This window comes from Massilia agri (genome assembly GCF_024753255.1).
GTDB classification, from domain to species: domain Bacteria; phylum Pseudomonadota; class Gammaproteobacteria; order Burkholderiales; family Burkholderiaceae_D; genus Telluria; species Telluria agri.
Genome location: NZ_JANUHA010000016.1, coordinates 126,391 through 141,405 on the forward strand (window position 1 = coordinate 126,391; position 15,015 = coordinate 141,405).

At 63.4% G+C, this 15,015-nt stretch carries 16 protein-coding genes; 5 read left to right on the forward strand and 11 right to left on the reverse strand.

Annotated features, from left to right (window positions below; all coding sequences use genetic code 11):
• Positions 1–2 precede the first annotated feature (2 nt).
• Together NX780_RS19855 and NX780_RS19860 are read left to right on the forward strand one after the other, a co-directional pair.
• On the forward strand, positions 3–431 hold the full coding sequence (locus tag NX780_RS19855; RefSeq protein WP_258829606.1) for a DoxX family protein: 429 nt from the start codon (positions 3–5) through the stop codon (positions 429–431).
• Between the two features lie 31 nt (positions 432–462).
• The gene (locus NX780_RS19860) at positions 463–1,461 is read left to right on the forward strand and encodes a LacI family DNA-binding transcriptional regulator (RefSeq protein WP_258829607.1); all 999 of its coding nucleotides are present in this window, start codon (positions 463–465) and stop codon (positions 1,459–1,461) included.
• 2 nt (positions 1,462–1,463) lie between these two features.
• On the opposite strand, the gene NX780_RS19865 is transcribed toward NX780_RS19860, so the two are convergent.
• The 9 genes from NX780_RS19865 to NX780_RS19905 all read right to left on the reverse strand — a co-directional run bounded on the left by NX780_RS19865 (position 1,464) and on the right by NX780_RS19905 (position 9,104).
• Positions 1,464–2,258: a substrate-binding periplasmic protein gene (locus NX780_RS19865; protein WP_258829608.1), complete on the reverse strand. Its 795-nt coding sequence runs from the start codon at positions 2,256–2,258 to the stop codon at positions 1,464–1,466.
• A gap of 11 nt (positions 2,259–2,269) precedes the next feature.
• On the reverse strand, positions 2,270–3,196 hold the full coding sequence (locus NX780_RS19870; RefSeq protein ID WP_258829609.1) for a glycosylasparaginase: 927 nt from the start codon (positions 3,194–3,196) through the stop codon (positions 2,270–2,272).
• A 3-nt stretch (positions 3,197–3,199) separates the two neighbouring features.
• The gene (locus tag NX780_RS19875) at positions 3,200–3,934 is read right to left on the reverse strand and encodes an amino acid ABC transporter ATP-binding protein (protein ID WP_258829610.1); all 735 of its coding nucleotides are present in this window, start codon (positions 3,932–3,934) and stop codon (positions 3,200–3,202) included.
• A 1-nt stretch (position 3,935) separates the two neighbouring features.
• Positions 3,936–4,607: an amino acid ABC transporter permease gene (locus NX780_RS19880; RefSeq protein ID WP_258829611.1), complete on the reverse strand. Its 672-nt coding sequence runs from the start codon at positions 4,605–4,607 to the stop codon at positions 3,936–3,938.
• Positions 4,607–5,266 carry an amino acid ABC transporter permease gene (locus NX780_RS19885; protein WP_258829612.1) on the reverse strand — a complete coding sequence of 220 codons (660 nt, stop codon included), beginning with the start codon at positions 5,264–5,266 and terminating at the stop codon, positions 4,607–4,609. The genes NX780_RS19880 and NX780_RS19885 overlap by 1 nt, the downstream gene beginning before the upstream one ends.
• Positions 5,267–5,356: 90 nt before the next feature.
• Entirely contained in the window at positions 5,357–6,088 is a 732-nt protein-coding gene (locus tag NX780_RS19890) for a copper homeostasis protein CutC (RefSeq protein ID WP_258829613.1), read from the reverse strand.
• A complete protein-coding gene (locus NX780_RS19895) occupies positions 6,081–7,007 on the reverse strand; it encodes an ROK family protein (protein ID WP_258829614.1) in 927 nt (308 codons plus the stop codon). The genes NX780_RS19890 and NX780_RS19895 overlap by 8 nt, the downstream gene beginning before the upstream one ends.
• A 46-nt stretch (positions 7,008–7,053) precedes the next feature.
• The gene (locus NX780_RS19900) at positions 7,054–8,046 is read right to left on the reverse strand and encodes a site-specific integrase (protein WP_258829615.1); all 993 of its coding nucleotides are present in this window, start codon (positions 8,044–8,046) and stop codon (positions 7,054–7,056) included.
• Between the two features lie 398 nt (positions 8,047–8,444).
• A complete protein-coding gene (locus NX780_RS19905; protein WP_258829616.1) occupies positions 8,445–9,104 on the reverse strand; it encodes a TetR/AcrR family transcriptional regulator in 660 nt (219 codons plus the stop codon).
• 57 nt (positions 9,105–9,161) lie between these two features.
• Between NX780_RS19905 and NX780_RS19910 the strand changes: the two genes are divergently transcribed.
• Both NX780_RS19910 and NX780_RS19915 read left to right on the forward strand, forming a co-directional pair.
• The gene (locus NX780_RS19910) at positions 9,162–10,409 is read left to right on the forward strand and encodes a glycosyltransferase (RefSeq protein WP_258829617.1); all 1,248 of its coding nucleotides are present in this window, start codon (positions 9,162–9,164) and stop codon (positions 10,407–10,409) included.
• Positions 10,406–10,843, forward strand: a complete 438-nt coding sequence (locus NX780_RS19915) for a GNAT family N-acetyltransferase (protein WP_307732972.1) — start codon at positions 10,406–10,408, stop codon at positions 10,841–10,843. The genes NX780_RS19910 and NX780_RS19915 overlap by 4 nt, the downstream gene beginning before the upstream one ends.
• 915 nt (positions 10,844–11,758) lie before the next feature.
• Here the strand turns inward: NX780_RS19915 and NX780_RS19920 are convergent.
• Both NX780_RS19920 and NX780_RS19925 read right to left on the reverse strand, forming a co-directional pair.
• A complete protein-coding gene (locus tag NX780_RS19920; protein WP_258829618.1) occupies positions 11,759–12,745 on the reverse strand; it encodes an ATP-binding protein in 987 nt (328 codons plus the stop codon).
• A gap of 200 nt (positions 12,746–12,945) precedes the next feature.
• Positions 12,946–14,013 (reverse strand): DNA-binding protein, encoded by a 1,068-nt coding sequence (locus NX780_RS19925; RefSeq protein ID WP_258829619.1) that lies wholly within the window; start codon positions 14,011–14,013, stop codon positions 12,946–12,948.
• 362 nt (positions 14,014–14,375) lie between these two features.
• On the opposite strand from NX780_RS19925, the gene NX780_RS19930 reads away from it, so the two are divergent.
• A complete protein-coding gene (locus tag NX780_RS19930; RefSeq protein WP_258829620.1) occupies positions 14,376–14,612 on the forward strand; it encodes a hypothetical protein in 237 nt (78 codons plus the stop codon).
• The last annotated feature ends 403 nt before the right edge of the window (positions 14,613–15,015 follow it).

Consider the following 15,015-nt stretch of genomic DNA (forward strand, 5'->3'; position numbering starts at 1 on the left):
TGATGGAAACCACCACACCCCTTTCCGTGCACCAGCGTGAGGACCAAGGGAAATTGCTCCTGCGTGTGATCCTCGCCCTCATGCTGCTCTTCCATGGCGTGTCCAAGCTGATCGGGGGCGTCGGCTTCATCACCGGCATGCTGGAGAAGGCCGGGCTGCCGGGCGCCTTCGGCTACCTGGTCTATGTCGGCGAGGTGATCGCTCCGCTGTTGATCCTGTTCGGCCTCTACACCCGGGTCGCCGCTCTCGTCGTGGCGATCAATATGGTCGTGGCCCTGCTGCTGGTGCATACGGGTGAGTTCTTCTCGTTGAACCAGACGGGCGGATGGGCGCTCGAACTGCAGGGCATGTACCTGGGTGGCGCGCTCGCCGTGGCCTTGCTGGGCGCAGGCAGGTACAGCGTGGGAGGGGCAGCCGGGCGCTGGAACTGAGCAGGCAAGGGCCGCGGGTATAATCGGATCGATGAACGACGCCCCGAAAACCGCCCTGGCCCCGACCTTGTCCGATGTCGCCAAACTTGCCGGCGTGTCGCGGGCGATCGCGTCGCGCGCGCTGTCGGCGCAGCCGCGGCCGGTGTCCGCGGACAAGCGCGAACGGGTGCTGCGTGCGGCCGAGACCCTGGGCTTTCGCCCCAATCCGCTCGCGCGCGGGCTCGCCAGCAAGACCGTTAACCTTGTCGCCATCCTCGTCAACCACATCCACGACCTGTCGGACCTGGACCTGTTCGACCTGCTGCTGGCGCAGATCCAGGCGATCGGCAAGCAGGTGATCTTCATCCGCATCGGGGCCGGCGAGCACGCCGAGACCTTCCTGCGCGATGGGCTTGCCTATCACGTCGATGCGGCCCTGGTGTTCTCCGATTTCGCCGATGCCGGCACCGTGCGGCGCATGTTCCGCAACAATGCAGTCCTGATGCTCAACGGACACCACGATGCGGGTGCGCCGTCGGTGACGATGGACGAGGACCAGGGCATCCGCGAAGCCGTTGCCGATGCGGCGGCCAAGGGCGTGCGCAGCGCGCTGCTGCTGACCGGGCGCACCATGTCACGGGTGGAGCAGGCGCGCATCGCCTCCTACCGCACGGCCCTGGCGCGGCATGGCATCACCCAGCTGGGAGAGCTGGCGGGCGATTATTCCTATGCCAGCGGCCGGGCGCTGGCGCCGAGTATCGATGTGGATGCGACCGATGCCGTGTTCTGCACCTCGGACGCGATGGCGATGGGCGTGCTCGATGCGCACCGCCGGCATTTTCCGGAGCACCGGCCGGCGCGCTTTCGCCTGTACGGCTTCGACAACGTCTCGCTGACGCAGTTCGACGCCTATCCGATTTCATCGATCGGCGCGGACAAGCGGGACTACGTGGCGCAGATCGTGCGGATCCTCGAACAGCCCGCCCGGCTGGCGCGGGTAAGCGAGCAGGTATTGGTCGCCACCCGCTTCGTCCCACGCCTGACCGGTTGACGCTACTGCCCCTGTGGCGACAGTACCGGCGGTACGGCTTTGCTGCCCCACCACTTCCTGTAGTTGGCCGCGTAGGCGCCTGACCTGATGTAGTCCGAGACGAAGCCGTTCACGAACTTGAGCAGCGCCGGATCGCCCTTGGCCATCGCGATGCCGATCGGCGTGTTGCCGTACATCGTCGGCAGGGTCTCCAGTTGGGCGTTCTTGCTGGCGAGGTAGTCGAGCAGCGAGGAGTCCTCGATGCCGGCGTCGACCCGCTTCTGCTGCAGCAGCAGGACGCCGTCCGGCGCGAAATTGTCGGTGTAGACCACCACCGCCCGCGGCGCCGACTTCTTCAGGAAGGCGTCCGCCGTGGTGCCGCGTCCGACCACGACGCGCTTGCCGTTCAGGTCCGCCAGCGTCCTGACCTGGGCGCGTTTCTGGGCGATCACCCGCAGGCCCGCCTGGTTGTATGGAATCGAAAAGTCCACCACGCGTGCGCGCTGCGGCGTGATCGAGACGTTCGCCACCACCAGGTCGAGCTGTTTCGACATCAGCATCGAAATGCGCGCGTCGCTGGACACGTCCGAAAAGCGCACCGGCACGCCGAGCCTGGCGGCCAGCTGCCTGGCGACGTCGACGTCGTAGCCAACCGGCTCGTTGCTGGCGTTGCGAAAGCCGACCGGCTCGCCGCCCAGCGACACGCCGATGCGCACGTAGCCGCGCGCCTTGATGTCCTCGATGCGACCCGCCTGTGCGGATGCCGCGAGCAGCAGCATGGCTGCCGCGGCGGCGAAACGGGTGAAACGAAGCTGCATATTCAATCCTTTCATGGTGTGGCCCTGGCGGCGACGCGCAGTTCCGGCGCGGCCATGCGCTCGTCCCAGTACCAGTAGCGAATCTCTTCGTCGCAGCGGTAGTTGACGACCTGGTGATTGCCGTTTGCGTCCATGGCGTGGATGACGACGCCGGCCAGGAAGCCGGACTTCAGCTCGGACAGCTCCTCGACCGCCAGCTTGATGGCGTCCGCCAAAGAGTAGCCGAGCCGCATCGCCAGCACGATGCTGCGCGAGGTCCCGCAGCGCATGGTCATTTCGCCGGTATGGGTGCAGGCTGCGGCGCCGTAGCGGCTGTCCGCGTAGAAGCCGGCGCCAGGGATTGGCGAATCGCCCAAACGCCCCGGATATTTCCACGCCCAGCCCGAGGTCGAGGTGACGACGCCGATATGCTCGCCGGCGTCGCGGCCCAGGAAGACCGTGGTGTCGCGCACGCGTTCCGGGTCGGTGATGGTGTTGCTGAGTGGGGCCAGCGGGATGTCGGGGAAGGCCGCGCGCTGCTCCGGCGACATCTCCTTCTCCAGCTTTTCCCACCAGACGCGCCTGCTGTCCGGATGCAGCACCTCATCAACAGCGAAACCGCGCTCGGTGGCGAAGCGGCGCGCACCGGCACCCGTCAGCATCACGTGCGGCAGATGCTTCATCACCTCGTGCGCCAGGGCGGAGACGGGCAGGGTGCCGGGGACCGCGCCAACCGCGCCGACGTCGCGCGTGGTGCCGTCCATGACGCCGGCGTCGAATTCCATCTCGCCCAGCATGTTCGGCCAGCCGCCGTAGCCGACGCTGCGCACCTTCGCCTCGCGTTCGACCTTGGCGATGCCGGCCACCATGGCGTCGATGCCGGCGCCGTCCCGCCTCAAGAGGTCGACCGTGGTCTCGAAGCCGGGCCAGGCCTCGGCATTCGCAAGCAGCATTTTCATGATTTACGATTTACTCATTCTTGATAAAAATTGGGCGATGCGCGGCTGCGCCATGCCGCCGTCCTGGGCGAAGAAGTGCGCGGCCGGCAGGTCGGCCAGCAGGCGCCCCCCGTCCAGGAACACGATGCGGTTCGAGATGTGGCGCGCGAATTCGATCTCGTGGGTGACGAAGAGCATGGTGGTCCCGCTTCGCGCCAGCTTGCCGAGGATGGCCAGCACTTCGGCCGTCATTTCCGGATCGAGCGCGCTGGTGACTTCGTCGAGCAGCAGGTAGCGCGGCTTCATGGCCAGGGCGCGGCAGATGCCGACGCGCTGGCGCTGTCCGCCGGAAAGCTGGGCGGGCCAGGCATCCGCGCGCTCGAGCAGCCCCACGGCGGCGAGCAGTTCGCGCGCTTCTTCTTCGGCCTGGCGGCGCGGCACTTTCAATACCTCGATCGGGGCCAGCGTGATGTTCTGCAGCGCCGTCATGTGCGGGTACAGGTTAAACAGCTGGAACACCGTGCCGCAGCTGCGGCGCGCCTGGCGCAGGCCGTTCGGATCGTCGACGCGGTGGCCGTCGACCGAGATCGCGCCGCCATCGAGCTTTTCCAGCCCATTGATGCAGCGGATCAGGGTCGATTTGCCGGAGCCGCTGGCCCCGAGGATGGACACCACCTCGCCCGGCGCGATGCGCAGGTCGATGCCGTCGAGGACCGTGTTGGCGCCGAAGCGCTTGATCACGCCTGCGATCTCGATCATCTTACAAACCCTTCCATTGACTATGCGCGCGCAGGCGCGCTTCCCACCGGGCGCAGCTTGCTGCGATCAGGCGGGCCAGCAGGTAGTACAGCAGGCCGATCACCGTCCAGACGATGAAGGGCTTGAGCGTGCGGACATTCAGGATTGCGCCCACCTTGGTCAGGTCGACGACGCCGATCACCGAGATCAGGGACGTCACCTGCAACTGGTTGACCAGCAGCCCGGTCAGCGGACCGAAGCCGAAGGCCGCCGCCTGCGGCGCCACGACCCGCCGCAGCGTCTGCCAGCGGCTCAGGCCGAAGACGCGCGCCGTCTCCAGCTGCTCGCGCCCGACCGATTCGATGGCGGAGACGGCGATCACGTAGACGAAGGCCGCCGTGTTGCCTGAAAGGGTAATCAGGGCCGCCTCCACCGGCGTCAGGTCGGTCTGCAGCAGCACCGGCAGGCCGAAGAAGACGAGGAAGAGCTGCACCAGCACCGGCGAGTTCTTCAGCAGTTCGGCGAGCAGTGCGGCCATCGGAGCCAGCAGCGGCGTGCGGTAGTAGCGCAGCATCGCCCAGGAGAGGCCGATAGCCAGGCCGATGGCGGTGGTCGCTGCGAACAGGGCGACGGAGACGCCCAGGCCCTGCAGCAGCAGGAGCAGGTCGTGGTGGGTGAAATCGGTGAAGCGCATCAGGCGAGGTTCCGGTTCAGGCGCCGGTGCAGCGCCCCGCTCGCGAGCGACACCAGCCAGGTCATCGCCGCGTACAGCAGGAGCAGCAGGAGGTAGACCTCGAAGGGCTGGAAGGTATCCGAGGCGACGATCTTCGCGGTGCCGGTCAGTTCGTTGATGGTGATCGCCGACAGGATGGACGAGGTCAGGATCAGGTTGACGAACACCGATCCGAGCGGGCGGACCGAGGTGCGCAGCGCGATGGGCAGCACGATGCGGCGGTAGATTGCCAGGCGCGACAGGCCGCTGACCTGGGCCGCCTCCAGCACGCCCGGCTCCACCGCCAGGATGCCGGAGCGGATTACGTCGGAGGTGAAGGCGCCGCCCGCCAGCGAGAGCGCGAGCACGCCGGTGGCGAAGGCGCTCAGCTCGACGCCGATCTCGGGCAGGCCGTAGAACAGGAAGAACAGCTGGACGATGAAGGGGACGTTGCGGAAGACGTCGACGTAGACCTCGGCCACGCGCCGGGCCAGCGGCGCGCTTGCCGTGCGCATCAGGGCCGCCACGGTGCCAAGCAGCAGGCCGCCGGCCAGGGCCAGCGCGCAGGCGAGGGCGGAGAGGCGCGCGCCGAGCGCGAGGTCGCCGAGATAGGGTTCAAGCGTGGTGAAATCGAACGGCAAACAGCATACTCCGACTGGATTGAAACCGGTTTCACTGCAATTCCGGCAAGTCTCACACACGCAGCCGGGGATTTCAAGAGCAGGGCGGTTTCAAGCCCGCAGTTTAGCTTTCAGGGCCGCGACTTTCGTGCGGCTGGTCCGGCGGCGCCCGCCGGTGTCGAAGCCGAAGGCGCTGACCTCCGGCGCGGCCGCCGGCAGCGGCTCGGAGCAGGATGCGTGGACGTCGGTGAGCGGCAGCTGGGCGCGCAGCAGGTGGACGTTGTCCGCGTTGATTCCCGCGCCGGGCATGATCGTGATGCGGCCGGCGGCGGCATCGAAACAGCGGCGCAGGCCATCCAGGCCATCGGGCGCGCTGCGTGCGCCGCCGGACGTGAGGATGCGCTCGAAGCCAAGGTCGATGGCCTGGCGCGTTGCCTCGTCAAGGTCCGGGCACAGGTCGATGGCGCGGTGCAGTGTGCAGCGCAGCCCCTTGTCTGCCGCTCGGCATACCAGGCGCGCGAGCAGCCGGGTGTCCAGCCGTCCGTCCGGTAGCGATGCGCCGAGCACCACGCCTTGCAAACCCGCGGCGGCGACCGCGTCGATCTCCTGCAGCATCAGCTGGGCCTCGGGCTCGTCGAAGCAGAAATCGCCGCCGCGCGGGCGGATCATGGCCACCACCGCTACCTGGCTGCCTGATGCCGCGCGCAGCAGGCCGGCGCTCGGTGTCAGGCCGCCGATCTCCAGTGCGCTGCACAGTTCGATACGGTCGGCGCCGCCCTCGATCGCCGCCGCCAGGCCCTGGACGCTGTCGACGCACACCTCCAGCACGATCGGCTCAGGCATGCGCGCCGCCCACCTTCTCGAGGCCCAGCCAGGCCGCGCCGATCAGGCCCGGTTCCGCGCCGGACTGGCCGGGCACGATGATGGGCGCATCGGTCTTGCGCAGGATGCCGGCGCGCACCGCCCCGTCGAGGCGCGCGACCAGGGCCGCGCTGTTGGCCAGGCCGCCGCCCACCGGCAGGATCGAGGCGCCGACGGTGTTGACCAGCATGGCCAGCGGGCCGCTGAGCAGGTCGACGAAGCAGTCGATGGTGCGCCCGGCGCGGGCATCGCCGGCCTGCCAGGCATCGATGATGGCGCGGCTGTCCAGCGGCTCTCCGTGCAGGTGCTGGTGCAGGCGCTCCAGGCCGCGCGCGCCTCCAACCGTGTCGATGCAGCCGGCCTGGCCGCAGCCGCAGGGGAAGCGTGGAATCGACTGAGGTGGGCTGCCGGCGAATTGCGCGGCCACGGGGCCGTGGCCCCATTCGCCGGCAAAGCCGCCGGGCCCGCCGACCAGCCGGCCGTTGTAGACCAGGCCGCCGCCGACGCCGGTGCCGAGGATCAGGCCGAAGACGTTCGCGTGACCGCGTCCTGCGCCTGCCTGGGCTTCGGCGAGGGCGAAGCTGTCGGCGTCGTTGATGATCCAGACCGGCAGGCCAAGGGCTGCGGCCAGGTCGGCGGACAGGGTGCGGCCGTCGATGCAGGGAATGTTGGCGCACTTGATGCGGCCACTGTCTGGATCGATGACGCCCGCGATCGAGATGGCGACGCCGCGCGAAGGTCCGCCGGCGTCGATCAGGTCGCGCATGGCGGCCGTGAAGGCATCGAAATCGTGGGCGGGCGTCGCTACGCGCGCCAAGGGCCCGATCTGGCCGTCGCTTGTGGCGACCGCGCATTTGATGGCGCTGCCGCCAATATCGAAACAGGTAATCATGGTGCGCATGATACCGGCAAGTCTCGTCGAAAAGCCAGCGGGCAGGAAATCACCGTTACTGCGTCGGATCCGGCTTCACGCGGGTCAGCTTGTAGTCGGCGGCGGATCGTTCGAGCGCGAGCCCGAGGACGTCCTTGAGCTCCTCCGGTTTCGCGCCCGCGTCGAGCTGCCGTTTCGCGAAGGTGTTGCGCAGGGTGCGCCCGCCTGAGCGCTCCAGGTCCAGGCCGGCGCGCTCGAAGGTGGCGCGCATCTGGACGTAGACGGTTTTCCTGGTCAGGCGCTTGCCGGCCACGTTGGCCGGAAACACGAGCTGGCCCGGGATCTCCATCGCTTCGCGTTCCTCCAGCCAGGGGCGCAACTCGTCGACGCCTTCGCGGGGAAGGGTGACCGTGTGTTCGTGGCTGGTGTCGTGCTTTTCGCTCGGTGTGATGGTGAGCTCGATCGATCCGTCGAGGGCCGCCTGGCGACCGACCTCGGTCACGAGCAGGCCGACGGCTTCGGACACCCGCAGGCCGGCGAGCGCGATCACGACCTGCATGGCGCGATCGCGGCGCCGCTTCCAGCCGTCGAAGGGGGTGCTGCGGCGCCGCCGTGGCGGGTCGGCGGGCAGGGCGTTGAAGAAGCGCTCGAGCTGGTCATCCGACAGGCTCCGTCCGGCCTCGTCCTTCTTGATGTGGGCGCGGTCGATCTGGAGGATGGCCTGCTGCGCCGGATTCGGCGTCACGCCGAGGTGCTCGTAGCAGCGCTCCAGCAGCCGCAGGTAGCGGTAGGCGATCTTGCTGTTCAGGACAGGCTTGCCTTTTTCGGTCCGGCCGATGAAGCGCAGCAGGTCGGCCTGGGTGGCGGTGGAGAAGACGAGGCCCTGTTCCTGGAGCCAGCCGGCCACGTTGTTGAACATGAACTTGTAGATCTTTGCCGATTCCGCTGACAGCAGCTTGAGCTTGCCGTCAGCACGGGCGCGCCGGCCGGTCTCGGCGAAGGCTTCGGTGGACACGAAGTCCTTGAATGCCTGGACTGGGTTGGCGTCCCAGAAAGTCAGGGTGTGCATGGCGAGGAGCGTCGAATGAACGTGCCATTAACCTACCATGAAAAGTAACTAACCAACGACGCGTTTCACACAAACAAATAAACGAAACACTAACTACTCCGGAAACACCAACACTACAAAAGCAAGCCACCAGGAAGAAGGGGGGCGGCCAAATGCCCGGCAAGCGATCGGCGGCCGGGTTCAAGGTACCGGGGATCCACGCCACCCATGGCGACGCAGCCCCGCCGAAACACCATGCGAAACACCATGCGAATGAAACGCCAACGACTTCGGCCAGGCCAACAAAACCCAAGCAAGCAGAAAAAGGGTAGACGGGTAGGCCCGACAGGGGATGCGACCAATGCGCTGCGGCCGTCAGGTGTCCGGGGCGCGAGCAGAGCAGGGAAGCACGACCGGCGTCAAGCCGCGCTCGTGGGCGGACGAACCGCACCGTCCAGGAAGAGCCCGACCACCTTGGCAAACTCTTGCCTCAGATCGTGCCGGCGGTCCGTAATCCAGCGCATCAGGGCCGCAAGATAGAGATAGTGGAAGTAGAAGGCCAGCTCTTCGGCCGGTCGCGTCGGGTCGAGTTCTCCGCCTTGCTGCCCTGCGGTGATCAGTTGTTTCCATGCGTACACCATGTCGCCGCCGTCGGTGCCTTGGCCTGCCGATTCCTCGCCAGGCGTGAAAACGATGAATTTATAGCGAATATAGGGCAGGAGGTAATCGGGATGGCGCTCGCACCAGGCCGCGGACTCGGCGAGTAGCGCCGTGGCATTGGACCGGAAGGGCGCCTCGGCGTCGAATTGAAAGCCGGGGTTCGCAAGATCGTGCGCCAGTTCGGCTTCCAGCAGGTGCGCAAGTATCGCCTCCTTGACCGGAAAGTACTTGTACAGCGTGCGTTTGGAGACGTCGGCGGCGGCCGCGATCTGCTCCATCGTTACTGCCGCGTAACCATGGGCCCTGAACAGTTCACCGGCAACAGTGGCGATCTGCTGCGTCAGGCGCGCCTTCTTCACATGCCGCCGGCGGCCTGCAGAGGTCTCGCGTGCGCTTTCCAGATACGTCGTAGAGGTCATGGGCAGAAAGTATAATAGATGCTAAAGTAAACGCCGTATACTTTTGTAGGGAATTCCATGAGACTGCTGATCCTCACGTATGGCACGGAAGGCGACACCCGACCGCTCGTCGCCCTCGGGCACGCGCTGCACCAGCGTGGCCACGACATTCATCTGCTCGGCGATGCGCGCACCCTCGGGACGGCTGACGAACTGGGCCTGCCCAATTCGCCGCTGTCCGGCGATATCCGCCAGCTGTTCGCGGACTGGCGCAGCGAGGGACCCAGGGGCACGGCCAAAGCCCTGGTGCAGTTGAGCAACGCCAACACCCACGCCTGGATGGCTGAAACGTTCGCCGCCGCCGACGGCCGTGATGCGATTCTTACCTCTGGCCTGGCAGGCTTCATCGGCTTGTCGGTGGCCGAACGCCTGGGCATCCCGGCGATCGGGGCGGGCATGATACCGCTCACTCCATCGCGAGAGTTTCCCTCTCCGTTCCTACCCGCCGGCCTGGTGCCCCGCTGGCTCAATCACGCCAGCCTCAGGCTGACCAACACCTTGTTCTGGCTGGCGTTTCGGAAGAGCCTGAACGAAGCACGCCGGACAGTCCTGGATCTGCCGCCGTGGCGAGATCTGCCGACCGAACACCCGATGCTATATGGCATTTCACCAACTGTCCTGCCGCAGCCTGCGGATTGGCCCCCACATGCAAGGCTGTGCGGCCAGTGGCAGACGCCTGCGGCGGACTTCACGCCCTCGATCGAACTTGCCAGCTTTCTCCGCGACGGCCCGCCGCCAATTTATATCGGCTTCGGCAGCATGGTGGGAATCGACTGGACGAAGATGATCGGACCGCTGGGCGCCGCGCTGGCCGGCCGCCGGGCGCTGCTGAATCCTGGTTGGAGCGAGATTGACCAGCTTGAGCTGCCGGGGAACATCCTGCGCATCGGCGCCATACCGCATCGCTGGCTATTTCCGCAGATGTCTGCCGTGGTCCACCATGGAGGCTCGGGCACGACGCATTCTGCCGCGCACGCTGGCAAGCCTTCGGTCGTCGTCCCGTTCGCTGGCGACCAGGCTTTCTGGGCAGAACGCCTGTATCGCCTGGGCATCGCGCCGCCGGGGATGAACGCCGCGAAGCTCGATGCGCAATCACTGGGCAGGGCGTTCGACTTCGTTGAACGTGGCGAGGTGCGCAAGCGTGCGGCGGAACTAGGCGAACGGATGGGACGGGAAGATGGCCTGGGTACGGCAGCGGACCAGGTCGAAGAGCTGGTTCCGGTTGCGCGCCACCGGTCGATCAAGCAATCGTGGGGAACACAATGACATTCACGGTGAGACAGGAACAGCCGGGCGACAGTGCCGCGATCTTTGAACTGACGCAGCTCGCATTCTCGACGGCGACCCATAGCAGCCGGACCGAACAGTTCATCGTGGATGCGCTGCGCAGGAACGGCCATCTGGCCTTGTCGCTTGTTGCCGAGAGCGAGGGACGACTCGTTGGCCACGTCGCCATATCGGTGGTGACGACGTCCGGTCGCGACGGCTGGTACGGGATCGGTCCGCTTTCGGTGATCCCGGCGTTCCAGCGCCAGGGGATCGGCAGCTTCTTGCTGCAAGAAGGAATCGCCATCATGCGGGAACGGGGTGCAAGGGGGCTGCGTGCTGGTTGGGGATCCGGCGTTCTATGCCAGGTTCGGATTCGCCCGGTGTACGGAACTGGTGTATCCCGGAATCCCGCCGGAATATCTCTTGTATAAGAACTTCGATAACACGATTCCGAAAGGCGTGATCGCGTTTTCGCCGGCTTTCGCAGCAACGGCCTGAACGGCCAAGTCCAATGTACGCATAATCTATATTATGTTAAATGAGGTCCATGGGCGCCATCATGGCAAGCCCTCCTTGCCATCCGGCGAACTAAAAGTGTACATTTAGACGAACTAAATGTGAGACTCCCCGAAGGCTGCGAACTAATTTTGAGACATTCACCGAGTACAGCTAGCCTCCTCAGCTCTTTGGAGGTTGTCTTCTGCGACATGACATTGTCTCGCCGCTGTGAAATCCAGTTGGCATGACGGACGGGCCTGCGCGTGATACTGCAAGCTATGCTCATATGCAGGACGCGTAGCCGTGGTTCACCACTGCTGGACGTATGGCGGGAACGTTTATTGAGAGATCCCACCAGGTTGTAGACTATCTTTGGCTGAGCATTGCCGCGTAAGCATCCTGCTCCGAGCATAAATGGGGCTGGCGCCTGCTCGGGCATGGGCCGAGCTACGGTGGGGTCGCGTGCGTTCTAGGTCACGGTTTTGCTTATGCAGCGGCGTGGTGTTCAAGCGGTGCCACGCTGCAGTTGAAACGATTAGCGAAGTGCTAGAGCGGATCGGGCAAACGGGTGGTTCCTTCGGTTTTTCCGGTTACTTCGCGTTGTTTATACCGTACCCGCGCGTCGATCAGGTCGTCGTCTGGGTGCCTTCATTGCTTGGCCAGCCATTACCTGATTTAGTGCCTTTCGCACGGCTCGCGTGGGGATGGCGACACCACACATCGTCTACGAAAAGAATCCCTGTCCTGGCATAAGCAACCTGTCAAAAAAGACGAACTCGACATTATAAAACCTAATGTCGAGTCACTTTGAGGTCCACTACTCGACGCTGGATTGATACCAATCGCCACTAGCAAAGGGCGTAAGATTCGCCTACCAAATGGCGCAGCTCATATCTTTCGCCCCAACCTGATTGGTGCACCGCTCTTTTCCAAAATTCGCGATCCATAATTATGTTTTCGCCATCGCGCGCAGCGCCTTCCTTCAGGGCGTGTTCGATCGTTTTAGCGAAATAGGACATCGGCACTTCTGTCCTGGTATCCGCGCCGGTGGTCCGATCTGCCTCGACGAATTCCTGCCATAGGTCGCCTGCGTATGCTGCCAGACGGAAGCCGTTCAGATAAGCCTGAGGTAAGAAAAAACGGGTATGAGACCAGCCGCTATAGCGCGGAAAGCAGTCGTTGTCGAAAGCCTTGAGGCAGTGCTCGATTTCCGTTATCGAACGCATGCCGTGTAGCTCAAACGCTTCCGTTGGTACGCTGGGAACGAACGTGGGGAAGTCGCTTGCGTATGCAACACGCTTTTGTTTAAGAGTTCGTACGCGCGGATGACCAACAAGGACACTAAGTAATCGAATCCCGTTGTTCTTGAGTCGGTCCTGCAGGTTGCGCAGCGTATTTTCCGTGGTCGGATCCAATAACTGTGATTCGTCAATCCAGAGGACCAATGAGCGCTGGCCTGCCCGCTCGATCAGCTCCATAACGTGTTTTTCTAGGAAAAGACGCTCACGCCCAGGTGCGCCACTGACGGCCCCAGCGTGCACTTCCAAAAATCTAACATCTGGAAATTTAGCAGGTAGGTGTTCGGTGACATATCGTATGGCATATGTTTTGCCGATGCCGGGCGGTCCAAATATGACTGCCTGCTGTACACCTTGGTTAATCCACGCGGCAACACGGTCCGCCAATTCCTCCGCCTGCAGCGTTGAACAACTGTACGTGCGAAGGCGGACAGGATGTTTTTCGAAATCGATCGGGCGAGTTGTCGAATCCGCTTCCGGCACTGAAGAATTCGTCTGGGGGGCACCTTGGCCGTTGCTGTCTTGTAGAACAGTCATACGCTTTCCTTTCAGATGTCTAAGCGAAGCGAATACAAAGCTGCCTGGTCTTGACCAGATGATAACCTGGACTTGCAGTTAGGTGGCCGCTTCGACAGCGTTAAACCAACGATTCTTAGCGGAGCGACGGGTCGGCCCTCCAATGAGGATAGGCGGACAGTGCTTGAAGCTTACTTACTTCTTACCCTGCCACGACGCAGTCATACAGCTGGCTTTGCTTTAGCCCGGCGCGTGGTGCGAATTTTCCCCTCCGAACTTGGTTTTGCTGCGCGTGCCGACGCAGAGGGACGGCGGTTTAGCTGTTCACGAAGGATCTCCGCGCGTGCCCGCTCGACCGCGATCTGCCCAGTCAAATCCGATATGGCGACCTGCAATTGCTCGGCCTTGTCTCGAGCAATGTCCCTCTCATTGATTGCGGCTTTCAGCTTCTCTTCTAGCGCGGCAAAGTCTCTGGCCTGCTTCGCCGCTTCGATCCGAGCATTCGTCAGCTCGGACTGGAGTCGCTGCGTTGACGTCGCAGACAGGCTTCGCTCTGACTCGAGAGCCTTCTCCAGTTTGTTTGCGGTCGTACGTTCGCGATCGATTTCGACCAGGGCGCGGTGTTCCAACGCAGCGAAGCGCTCCTCGGCGTGCGCAATCCGCGCCGTAACCCGCTCGATCTCCTCAGCGTGTTGGATACGCGTTACCTCAAGCCGCCGCTCCGCTTCCGAAACAGCGTGACGAGCATCCGAAAGCCTTGCGTTCATCTCGGCAGTTGCCGCCAAACTGACGGCCGCCTCTTCACGCAAGTTCGCGTTTTCTCGGAAAGCGGTCTCCAGTTTTGCGGTGAGGATCTGCCGTTCTCGATTGGCGTTATCGAGTTGATCCTGGACAGTCTGTCTATCTTGTAGTGCCGAGTCACGTTCTTGCACTGCTGCCTGCCGAAACTGGTCAAGAGACTGGTCAGCCGCGGTCCGGGCCGAGCTCCAGAGCTTTGACACCAGATCGCCGGCGGCCTGCGCCAAGTCGACAGGCAGATCAGGTTGACCCAGATCCACCTTGCCCGACCGGCGTAGATCGGCCCAGAAAGCGCGCAGCGCCTCGGTCGGGGCCGACATGCTCCCTTTACGAACTAGCTGATACAGCTTATTGGCGGTCGGTGTAACGCCGTACCGGAAAAACATGACGATGCATACCTCCCTGTAGAGGTCAGGGGTCCGCGGATGCTCCGCGCGCAGCTTTTCCACATCCGCCTGCAATGCGGCGTCTAGATCGTTTTGCTCCGGCATAAGGCCCTCCGTATTTTCAATATTACTACGTATTACATTAGATTTACGATCCCCTACCTCGGAAATATGACATTATTCTTATAATGTCAAACCTGGCGGCTGCCACGCGGGGGAGGTTCGCCCCGCCGTTTGTTCTCCGTCCGGCAGCAGCGCAAATCTCAGCTCTCATGTGGAAGTGCTTAGTTGTATGCGCAGTCAACGTAGAGTCCAAATTGACAATGCGAAAGGTAGCTCTATACCTATTTAGCTGGTGGTTATGCTAAGGACTGTTCGCTGATCTATAATCAAGTAGGACGATTCCTACGAGTCGCTCCGCAGCTCATGTGTTTCTAAATAACATTAACTTGATGTGGAGAATGTGTATGGCGCTGTACAAATTTGGTCAACGGTTGACGCAAACTAACGATGCGGCCTTCGACGGTACGCATACCCCCGGAACCGCTGCGCCTCATCCAGGGATCTATCGCTGCACCTCGTGCGGCGACGAGATTGCTATCGCGGGCGGCCACATCTTGCCGCCCCAAAATCATAGGCAGCATAATCCGCAAAGCGGCGACATCCGTTGGCAGTTGCTCGTTTATCCCGTTCAGCAGAAGTAAGTAGCCTGGGGCATGCTTCATGAGCTGTGCCGACAGACTTAGTCGGCGCAGCTTTCCGAAAATTCCCTACCGCCCAGTCGATAGATCGGTCACCAGGTCCATACAACGACCTTCCAAGTCTGTCGAATTCGTCGCGGAAGAAAGGTCGTACCGGCGGGCTGCTATGCCTTAGACAAACCGTTTTGAGCATTAAGCTAGAGTGGGCTGCCGCAGTTATTCTCGAGGCTCGCTGGCGACTCCAAGCCTCGGGTCAAAACCAGCGCCCTATTGCTAATGTGAGGCCGAAGCATCACTGCAGGTCGCTCCTGTCAACTGGTCTCACAGAGCTCAGTACCGGCCTGCACGGGTTCTCCAGCCCTGCCCTTGCCTGGATCTCCATGGCAGCACGGAGGGTCTGCAGTAC

What these genes read in the sequence shown, in the direction of transcription:
- NX780_RS19910 (WP_258829617.1), top strand. Translation starts at nt 9,162, where the DNA reads ATGAGACTGCTGATCCTCACGTATGGCACGGAAGGCGACACCCGACCG.
- NX780_RS19905 (WP_258829616.1), bottom strand. Translation starts at nt 9,104, where the DNA reads ATGACCTCTACGACGTATCTGGAAAGCGCACGCGAGACCTCTGCAGGC.
- NX780_RS19865 (WP_258829608.1), bottom strand. Translation starts at nt 2,258, where the DNA reads ATGCAGCTTCGTTTCACCCGTTTCGCCGCCGCGGCAGCCATGCTGCTG.
- NX780_RS19920 (WP_258829618.1), bottom strand. Translation starts at nt 12,745, where the DNA reads ATGACTGTTCTACAAGACAGCAACGGCCAAGGTGCCCCCCAGACGAAT.
- NX780_RS19915 (WP_307732972.1), top strand. Translation starts at nt 10,406, where the DNA reads ATGACATTCACGGTGAGACAGGAACAGCCGGGCGACAGTGCCGCGATC.
- NX780_RS19875 (WP_258829610.1), bottom strand. Translation starts at nt 3,934, where the DNA reads ATGATCGAGATCGCAGGCGTGATCAAGCGCTTCGGCGCCAACACGGTC.
- NX780_RS19855 (WP_258829606.1), top strand. Translation starts at nt 3, where the DNA reads ATGGAAACCACCACACCCCTTTCCGTGCACCAGCGTGAGGACCAAGGG.
- NX780_RS19930 (WP_258829620.1), top strand. Translation starts at nt 14,376, where the DNA reads ATGGCGCTGTACAAATTTGGTCAACGGTTGACGCAAACTAACGATGCG.
- NX780_RS19860 (WP_258829607.1), top strand. Translation starts at nt 463, where the DNA reads ATGAACGACGCCCCGAAAACCGCCCTGGCCCCGACCTTGTCCGATGTC.
- NX780_RS19870 (WP_258829609.1), bottom strand. Translation starts at nt 3,196, where the DNA reads ATGAAAATGCTGCTTGCGAATGCCGAGGCCTGGCCCGGCTTCGAGACC.
- NX780_RS19895 (WP_258829614.1), bottom strand. Translation starts at nt 7,007, where the DNA reads ATGCGCACCATGATTACCTGTTTCGATATTGGCGGCAGCGCCATCAAA.
- NX780_RS19880 (WP_258829611.1), bottom strand. Translation starts at nt 4,607, where the DNA reads ATGCGCTTCACCGATTTCACCCACCACGACCTGCTCCTGCTGCTGCAG.
- NX780_RS19925 (WP_258829619.1), bottom strand. Translation starts at nt 14,013, where the DNA reads ATGCCGGAGCAAAACGATCTAGACGCCGCATTGCAGGCGGATGTGGAA.
- NX780_RS19900 (WP_258829615.1), bottom strand. Translation starts at nt 8,046, where the DNA reads ATGCACACCCTGACTTTCTGGGACGCCAACCCAGTCCAGGCATTCAAG.
- NX780_RS19890 (WP_258829613.1), bottom strand. Translation starts at nt 6,088, where the DNA reads ATGCCTGAGCCGATCGTGCTGGAGGTGTGCGTCGACAGCGTCCAGGGC.